Source organism: Fictibacillus sp. NRS-1165 (assembly GCF_050468105.1).
In the GTDB taxonomy this organism is placed as follows: Bacteria; Bacillota; Bacilli; order Bacillales; family Fictibacillaceae; genus Fictibacillus_C; species Fictibacillus_C terrinigri.
This window is the reverse complement of sequence record NZ_JBDPNU010000055.1, coordinates 1-6,447: the sequence shown is the minus strand read 5'-3', so window position 1 is coordinate 6,447 and position 6,447 is coordinate 1. Positions and strand designations below refer to the sequence as shown.

The 6,447-nt window shown below is 39.5% G+C and carries 5 protein-coding genes and 1 pseudogene; 3 read left to right on the top strand and 3 right to left on the bottom strand.

Annotated elements, in window-relative coordinates:
• Positions 1-180 precede the first annotated feature (180 nt).
• Complete coding sequence (locus ABHN01_RS21305) at positions 181-972, bottom strand: cytochrome c oxidase assembly protein (protein ID WP_429877185.1); 792 nt, start codon at positions 970-972, stop codon at positions 181-183.
• The gene (locus tag ABHN01_RS21300; protein ID WP_429877184.1) at positions 965-1,462 is read right to left on the bottom strand and encodes a DUF2243 domain-containing protein; all 498 of its coding nucleotides are present in this window, start codon (positions 1,460-1,462) and stop codon (positions 965-967) included. The genes ABHN01_RS21305 and ABHN01_RS21300 overlap by 8 nt, the downstream gene beginning before the upstream one ends.
• A 470-nt stretch (positions 1,463-1,932) precedes the next feature.
• Between ABHN01_RS21300 and ABHN01_RS21295 the strand changes: the two are divergent.
• The 3 genes and pseudogenes from ABHN01_RS21295 to ABHN01_RS21285 form a co-directional block, all read left to right on the top strand.
• Positions 1,933-2,400, top strand: a pseudogene (locus ABHN01_RS21295) (IS110 family transposase); the annotation flags it as partial.
• Positions 2,401-2,777: 377 nt separating this feature from the next.
• Positions 2,778-3,005: an acyl-CoA thioesterase gene (locus ABHN01_RS21290; protein WP_429877183.1), complete on the top strand. Its 228-nt coding sequence runs from the start codon at positions 2,778-2,780 to the stop codon at positions 3,003-3,005.
• 454 nt (positions 3,006-3,459) lie between these two features.
• Positions 3,460-5,280, top strand: a complete 1,821-nt coding sequence (locus ABHN01_RS21285; RefSeq protein WP_429877182.1) for a hypothetical protein — start codon at positions 3,460-3,462, stop codon at positions 5,278-5,280.
• Positions 5,281-5,885: 605 nt separating this feature from the next.
• On the opposite strand, the gene ABHN01_RS21280 is transcribed toward ABHN01_RS21285, so the two are convergent.
• Positions 5,886-6,275 carry a hypothetical protein gene (locus ABHN01_RS21280; protein WP_429877181.1) on the bottom strand — a complete coding sequence of 130 codons (390 nt, stop codon included), beginning with the start codon at positions 6,273-6,275 and terminating at the stop codon, positions 5,886-5,888.
• Positions 6,276-6,447: the final 172 nt, after the last annotated feature.

Sequence of the window (6,447 nt, the reverse complement as noted above, 5' to 3'; positions counted from 1 at the left end):
AACACATTTCACCCTTTTTTCTCTTTTCAAAATTTGCATAATATGCCGTAATATCAGCAGATTACTTTTTTGGTTAATAGGATTATTTTCTATCTATTCTAAAAAAATAGAAGCCCTCTTGTAAAAAAGGGGCCGGGCTTCCTTATCATTTACTAAGCTCTCCTTAGATCAGTAGCTACTTTACTGTGATACAGGGTACTGTCGTGGACGAGAAGCGTTATACCATTGCAAACATAGCAGGAAGATCAGAACGATATCTACAAGATCACCTCCATAATACATAAGCATACTTCCACTCTCAGCTTGTTTTTGTGGTACTCCTTCGGGAGGATGACCATATATATACTTTGACAAAATTCCATGAGACCCTAGGGCCATTACAAGAACAAGAGAACGATACCAAAAATGATTTTTTGGTATAACAGGATCGATAGATAGTATAGCTGTTGTAAAAAGATAGCCTGCTAAAAATAGATGAAGGTGAATAAAAATAAAAAGCCAAATGTATTGGTGCATAAGCATGTAAAGGTCAGTCGTGTATAGAAGCCATAATCCTCCTATATTAAGGATAGCTGCTACCAAGGGATCCAGAAAGATGTGCATGATTTTCTTTTTTAAAAGAGAAGTGAGCAATCTAGCTTTTGCAACTGATAAGGAACGCAAAAAAAGAGTTACTGGAGAAGCTAACACAATAAATAAAGGTGCAAGCATACCAAGTAATAAGTGACTTGTCATATGAGCTATAAAACTCACATGAGCCTTTTCTGCTAGTAGTCCTATCATGGAAACAGCAGAACATAAAACACCTAGTATCCAATAAAGCGTCTTATACGACGGCCATTGGTGTCTGTGTTTATTGTTTTTAATGACAGCTAAAACATAAAGTAGAATAAAAATAATAAAAAATAAAACAAGACCTGCTTGTACAAATTCATGGTTCATACCGTTATTTACATGGTGGTGGTTATGCATGTTTAGCAGCCTTTGCTTTTTGTTTTGTGTGAACGGTAATCATGATTCCAGCAATAATCATGATTGCAGCAGTGATATTCCAGATCCAATCATAGATATAAACATTGTCTACATACCGAATCTGGTGAATACGCCATACCTTGTGCTGAATCGTACCATCAAAAAATTGAAAAACACCAGCACCAAGCAAAACGCCTCCGCACCACCTTGCGAGCCAAAGTGCTTTACGCCTACGAAGATCTGCAAAAAGGAAAAGACCGCCAATTGTCGCAAACCAGCTGAAAGCATGAAAAATCCCATCAGAGATTAAACCCATGCTAGTAGTAGACTTATCATAAAAATGATGCCAATGCAACAGCTGATGAAAAACAGCCTCATCAAAAAAAGCAACAAAACCAAGACCAAACAAGTAACCTGATATAAAATTTCTGGCTGTAAAGTTATATCTGTTATCAATTGCAGCTGAGCTCTTTGTAGTACGTGTCTCCATTACATTCTCCTTTAAATTTCTTATATTTATATGTATTGCCTTTCTCCTATTGCAGCAATCACAACTACGTGAAATTTCTAATTTTTTCTTTTATGCTCATAATCTCTACTTATAAAATAGACCTTCCATTGGAAGTAAAGGGTTACGTTTTGAGATGCATTTTCAAATTTAATAAGGGAAATGATAGACTCGTCATTTGACGAGTCCCTTTACATGTATGTAGATTAATTTGATTTACACCGGATCTTCCATTAAAGCACCCGTTCGTAATATAAAGTTAACCAGAAATTTCTGGTTGACCTTATTTCATTTGTTCTTATTATAGCGGTCAACAAAACTGTTCACCCCCTACTTGTATAAACATGTTTCAGGCTGGTTTGGACAAGGATCTCGTTTAACAAGCGAACCTATGACATTACAAGGAGCTAAGGGGTTACCGACTAATTTTATTTCTAGGAGGAGAATCATAGATGAATCCAGTTGTAGGTCTGGATGTTTCAAAAGGAGAAAGTCAGGTTCAAGCCTTTTTAGATAAAGGAAAACCCTATTAGCGTTAAGCATACTCTTGATGGTTTAGATTGCTTATTAGAATTCTTATAGAGATTACGAGATTAACGAATGGTAAGAAACCTTCGGTTATTCTAGAATCAACGGGTCATATCATCATCCAGTCGTTCAGTTTCTTGAGAATCACAATTATGTGTACATCGTGATAAATCCACTTGTTTCTCATCGTTCCCGTAGTGCAAATCTTAGGAAAGTCGGATGCAGCTGATGCGTATCAACTTTGTGAACTGTTTTATAAGGAAGAGTTAGCTTCTCACCGAAAAAGAGGTATACAGCTTTTAAACCTTCGCAACCTTACAAGACAACAAGAAACGATCACAAGTAACGACTCTCAAACCAAGCTTCAATTGATACTAGATCAGGTATTCCCTTACCGCCTTTTGGGACGCTATCAAGAAGCGGTTGAAACACTGCACCGTGGTGTAACAGAGTTCCTGAACATCGTGGTCTCCAAGTCTTTTACTCTATCGCTCTTTATAATACAGGGAAGTATAAAGAAGCAATGGAGATTGTATTAATGAATTTGATGGACACCACGAATGATGAAACCCTTCAAAACTTTAAACGCGGGATTTCGTACTATGCACAATACCTTGATGAAACCTGGGGTACATAGCATCGATATACCACAAGGAATCCCTTTGTTTTTTGTACCTTGCACCCGCAATGATAAAACCGAAGCTTCTTAAGGTGTAGAAGCATCGGTTTTTCTTATTATCTCTCTTAATCTTCTGTTTGAATCCTTCCTATGAAGGTAACCGTAACGCATCTCCTTGCCCCCCTGCATCAGCAAAATATCGCCTCCATCTCATCCATGCGCCATTCACGAAGAAACACCGTAACTGCTTCGACTGATTCTGTCGACTTCCTCCACCCCATTAATGAAGCAAGTGCGGTTTGCCTAGAAGCATTTGTAACCTATACGGGTCGGACCTCAATAAAAGTATTCGTCAAAGTGTCGCCGAAGATTTATTAACAGGAGAACGAAATGCATGTGCCCTTTCCTTTTTAACCATGGTTGCCCTTGATGACAACGGACGACCGACACCCATTCCCCAGGTGATTCCAGAGACGAATGTGGAGGAAGAGTTGTTTTAATACGGCAAAAGAGAGAGCAGAAAATCGCAAAAGAAGGAGAAAGGAAAGCGGTAACCTGGCAAAGGATTTTGGTGCCGGTTTGCCTTGGTGCAAATTCGAAAGCATGGCAGCCATTTTATATGTAAAAGCTTAAAAACACCCTGGTCTCCATTATTGATGCCAGGTGTTTTTCGACGTAAACTTGCAGCAAAAGGCTGCCGCTGGGATCAGTTCTTGTTGATTTCGTCGATTCATGCGGAAGATCCATCGTTTAATTCTCGGCTTTGCGGGAAATGTATGTAGTGCATCGAAAGAAAAGCACAAATCCAAATTGCTAGTAAGGGGGGCTTACTTTGCCTGATAATAATCAACAAGCAAAGATTGCTGAAGATGAAACTTGTTTAATGGACTTTGAAGGATCGGCTCCATTTATCAGGGTTACCCCAGGAACCAATGATTCAGCGGCCATACAAGACGCCTTAACAGCCGCCGGGGGCAAATCTTGGGTGATCTTAGAGGGGACGTATACTCTAAATGCGCCGATTACAGCAGGATCTGCGAAAATTCTATCCAAGAACGCGATCTTAAACGTCACTCATACGGGGCAAGCTCTCACTTTTACGGGAACACTCAAAACCAATGCCTTGGCAGCAGCCGGGGGATACACGCAAGGCAGAAACTACTTGCTTATGCGTTCCACCGAAGGAATTGCCGCAGGGGATATCGTCCGGTTTATATCTACGACCGAGTTATACCATCCGAGCAGAAACTATTATTATAAAGGCTCTTCCGTGATCGTATCCAAAGTAGCTTCGGACCGCATCTATTTTGCAGAACGATTGCCTTATTCCATAACATCAGTCAATACTGTAGAGGTTTATTCTCCAGCTAATGTCCGGTTGGAAGGAAAATTAAACCTGATTAACACGCAGGCTGCCGTACCTGCAAATAGCATGGGTATGAAATTGGAAAGATGCGTTCATTCCTACATTGAAGGTGTATTTGTGGATGGATTTGATACAAATATTACCCCACGGTATTGTGTAGGAGTTACGTTCAAGGAATGTGAGACAGGGAGGGCATGGTACTCGGGAACAGGTACATCCTATGGATTTTGCACGATGAGTTCAAACAATGTTATTTATGATACTTGTAAAACACGTACTGGCAGACATGGCCATGCAGGCGGCGGGTATGAGCCAATCGATATGATTTACTTTAAAAACTGTTCATTTTACGCTGAGCCAGAGGGAGCACAGTATAGTTTTGACCTCCATGACAATACCATACGCTCCACCTTTGAGAATTGCGATTTTGATAGCTTTAATGTCATTGGAAATGTCATCATGCGAAACTGTACAGCTTATCATTTGGAAAAAACCGCAAGCTCCTTTAAATCAGGAGACGATTACGAAAAGTGCAGTTATGTTTTTGATACGTTGAAGCTGCCGAATGGCGGACAGTTATCTTTAACAGGATATGCCCAGTCAGGGGGTACATGGACAATGAACAAAATCTCTTCCATAACCCTTCGGAACATTCATAGTAAAGCATCCGTTCAGTTCAATTTGCGTGCGGCAGATTATCATACGTCCATGCCCATGCAGTATATTGAAAATGTCATTGTAGAAAATTGTACAAACGTCGCGGTTCTGATGAAAGATACGATTAAAAATCTGCTCATTCAAAATTATCAATACCTGAGGGATGCGGTTTATTTATACCAGTATCCAGGTGCCGGGCAGATCCAAAGCGTGACGGTGCAAAACGCTTACTTGGCCGCGCGTTACACAGGCATTTGCTTGCGAAACTTTAAACGAGCTACTTTTGCGAACTGTACAGATTTCAATGGAGGATATGCGGCACCTAGGGGTGTCATCCATTCCGAGGATGCTCATGTTACTTTTATCAACTGTGATTTTACGCATTATACTGAAGGATTCCAGCTAACCCTAGGAACAAAGGGTGTCTATACTCTCATTGATTCTGTTGCAGGCTTTTACGGTACACCTGCAGGGGTCGCTTTACATTTGCAAGTGCCGATCCTCACCGGAACGGCCCCGCCTGCCTCTATTCCGCAACAAATCGGTCAAGAATACCTGGATACCAGCTCAAAGAAGCTGTATAAAGCTTTTGGTACAGCTTCTTCAACGGATTGGGTAGTACAAAACTAACCTGGCCCGAAACAAATGTCCAAAACCATTTGACTTTTGGGCAGGATGCTAAATTTTATGTAATTACAAAAAGGAGGACGATGCCTCCTTTGGTCTAACATCAATGAATGGATTTCCCGTCTACTTCAAGAAAATTTGAAACAAATAATGAGTTAACAAAAAGTGCGTGCCCGGTATTCCAAATGCTGTATCCGGATAATCTCCATTTCTTTTTTCACAAAGCGGATAATTTCGATTGTACACAACGTTCTTCCTTTCAGGTTTCTTCATTTTGTTTCTATTAAAGAAACAATTATTAAAATATGAAAGGAAGAGAAAAAATGCTTGTACATTACAGGACTTTTAAAACGGTCGATACAAAAAGGGCGCTTTCCAACAGGAATACGCCCGAGATTCAATTTTTGCGTAAACAGAAAATCTCTGGTTCACTAAGATCGTTTAGCTAATTTATTGCTTTTTTTCATTATAATATTGAACTCCGCAGACCGAACCTTCGGATACCATTTTAGAATCTTCATGATCATATGGATTCGGATAAACCATGGCGTTGTTTCTAATGGTGCCAATATTTAAAATGAATTTATCTTCAACCAAACGGTTAGTTATTATATAGCGAACTTCCCGTTGAATTTTAAAAATATTATCTTTCCAAAATAATATGTTGAATGATTGATTTTCAAATTCTTCCTGTCTGGTAGAATCAAGATGGTTATAATCCAGATATTCACATTTCCTGCAATAGCTTCTAATCCCAGGTCCTCTGAGACCGCCTTTAAACGATCCATAAAATCATTAGGTAAAAGGACAGCAGTATCGCCGAAAGTATCAGTAAAAGCCTCTCGTTGATTTTGAGGTAAATCTAACCTTGCAATTACTTTATCTCGCTCTTCTTCAACCACTTCAAACTCATGTGAACTAAACCTCGTAAAACAAAAAAGTGCCATACTCCCCATTTCGTTATAGCGTTCTGTAATTTCTGCTGTGGTTGCTGTCATTACTATCATTCCAGTGTGCTCATCAATAACGTATACGTTTTTCCCACGAAAAACGTACGCTACGCTATTTCAAGTTTGTCTCCTTGGCCTTTAATTTTGGTTCTCTTTTCAAGGTCAATAAAGAAATTAAAGTTATTCATGAATAGATCGCCATTTAATAAATCATCAAGAT

Bases quoted from the DNA above. Each gene is read 5' to 3' on its own strand.
- ABHN01_RS21290 (WP_429877183.1), top strand. From the start codon at position 2,778: ATGAAGGTAACCGTAACGCATCTCCTTGCCCCCCTGCATCAGCAAAAT.
- ABHN01_RS21305 (WP_429877185.1), bottom strand. From the start codon at position 972: ATGCATAACCACCACCATGTAAATAACGGTATGAACCATGAATTTGTA.
- ABHN01_RS21280 (WP_429877181.1), bottom strand. From the start codon at position 6,275: ATGACAGCAACCACAGCAGAAATTACAGAACGCTATAACGAAATGGGG.
- ABHN01_RS21300 (WP_429877184.1), bottom strand. From the start codon at position 1,462: ATGGAGACACGTACTACAAAGAGCTCAGCTGCAATTGATAACAGATAT.